Origin of the sequence: Psychrobacter sp. AOP31-B2-9, assembly GCF_052378005.1 — a bacterium.
Classification (GTDB): Bacteria; Pseudomonadota; Gammaproteobacteria; order Pseudomonadales; family Moraxellaceae; genus Psychrobacter.
Genome location: NZ_JBQSXG010000252.1, coordinates 1 through 1,710, shown reverse-complemented (window position 1 = coordinate 1,710; position 1,710 = coordinate 1). Strand labels below are relative to the sequence as shown.

Annotated in this window: 3 protein-coding genes; all 3 read right to left on the bottom strand. The window is 33.2% G+C overall.

What is annotated here, in order from left to right; genetic code table 11:
- A partial coding sequence (locus ACT3SX_RS14925; protein ID WP_444761826.1) for a hypothetical protein occupies nt 1–452 on the bottom strand: 452 nt, incomplete at its 3' end.
- 92 nt (nt 453–544) lie between these two features.
- A complete protein-coding gene (locus tag ACT3SX_RS14920; protein WP_444518805.1) occupies nt 545–1,498 on the bottom strand; it encodes a hypothetical protein in 954 nt (317 codons plus the stop codon).
- On the bottom strand, nt 1,498–1,710 hold a 213-nt coding region (locus ACT3SX_RS14915; RefSeq protein WP_444518806.1), incomplete at its 5' end, for a hypothetical protein. The genes ACT3SX_RS14915 and ACT3SX_RS14920, both read right to left, overlap by 1 nt.

The following is a 1,710-nucleotide window of genomic DNA, read 5'->3' as shown; positions in this document are numbered from 1 at the left end:
ATATTATGTAAGGTAACGGTATATCCTACAAACAAAGCAAGCTCTTCATCATAGTATTTTTTTTGGTGCAAAAAATGAATATTGATTACTGAGTTTTTCTTCCAAAATATATAGGGTTTCTCTTGTTCTAGAGTGTATAAGTCAAAAGAATCAGGACTATAAATAGAAAATTTTATTGAATCCAATCCTTCGTCTTTCTTATATAGGCTTGTAGGTATTTCAACAGTGATTTGGCTCTTGTAATCGTCTGCATAGATTGTTTGTCCTAAAACGCTAGAGTATAAGATAATCTGAGAATTATCAGGTGGAGTGATTCCATAAAAATTAATATTAACTTTTTCTGAATTTTCATTAGCAATACTAGCTAGATAGCTAGTATTGTTTAGTTTACTCTCATTTATTAGAAGTGATACGTCTTCAAAGCTTGTTTTTTCGTGATTAAATACATTCATAGATGTAGAGCCCTTATAGAAGATAGCTAAATAAAATATGGGTAAGGCTAAAATGAAAATAATAAATATAATTTTTGATTTCATGTTTTATTCTATTTTTTACGGAATATTTCCATATTAGAAGGTAGTCCAGTAGGCGATTCAGCGGCTGTTGGTAATGCTTGACCACCGGCATTACGCCAAAGTGCGTAGCCATTTGTTCCTTCACCTCGACCACCAGTTAAAAAAAGAATTCCTGTTTCTGCGAGTCCATCATGTTTCAAAGCTTGATAAGTTTGTGATAAGTTTAAAATAGATTTTTGTGGTTCTTCTTCGCGTTTTTCTTGCAGTGATGCTACTATAGACTCTGACTCGCTTCTATTTCTTATAACATTTGCATATGATGTGCGTTTGTAATAAGCATGAACTTCGATATCAAAACGATTTGCTATTTTCTGAGCTAAACTGTCTTCTGGTTTAGCTTCAGACAGAGTGTCATAACTATCTTTTGCACGTAAAAGTATCGAGTCAGAGAGACCGGTCCTACAGGCATATGAATAAAACTTTCCAGACGAAACAAAAGCATTGGAAGGAATGCTTGCTAAGTCAGAAATTGTAAAATTTACTGTTGGGCTAGAATCAAGATTTAATGTTATAACACCATTCAGTCCGTGAGAGAAAAAAGCAACATCTTGAAGCTTGAAAGATTCTCTATTGTTTTTGAGAATGCTCATCAAGCCTTCTTTACTATCAATAGCTTTGAATTCCACCTTATTAGCATTAATTTCATTTTTCAAACCTTCGATTGCAAGTTTTTCTGTACGAGTATATCCTTTATTTATATATGCAATAGTTGCTTTATCACAACTTCTGAATTTTGGACTCCGAACAAAAGGGTAAGATGCAGCTACAAACATCATTTTTAGCCAAAAAAGATCATAATGCATCTCTGAACCAATGAATATGATATTTTCCGTTTTCGGTACTCTTGTACTTACTACCGCTCTATTAGTATTACTCTTTGGACTAGTCGATGACTTTCCAATTAACTCCCAATTATCAGCCATTAGAATTTCACCTCAATTTCTAGATCTTCAATTGCATAACTTTCTAATACTTTTGTTCTGCCTTCATCATCTGTAACACCTGTTTCAATACTTCCATCAGGTTTCGTAATTTTGTAGTGACAGTTCGGTATGGGTTCTTGAGTATCTTCATCAACAACTACGAACCCTTCATCGTATACAATTCTTAAGTTGTTATCTGTTTCTATTACTTT

What these genes read in the sequence shown, in the direction of transcription:
- ACT3SX_RS14920 (WP_444518805.1), bottom strand. Translation starts at nt 1,498, where the DNA reads ATGGCTGATAATTGGGAGTTAATTGGAAAGTCATCGACTAGTCCAAAG.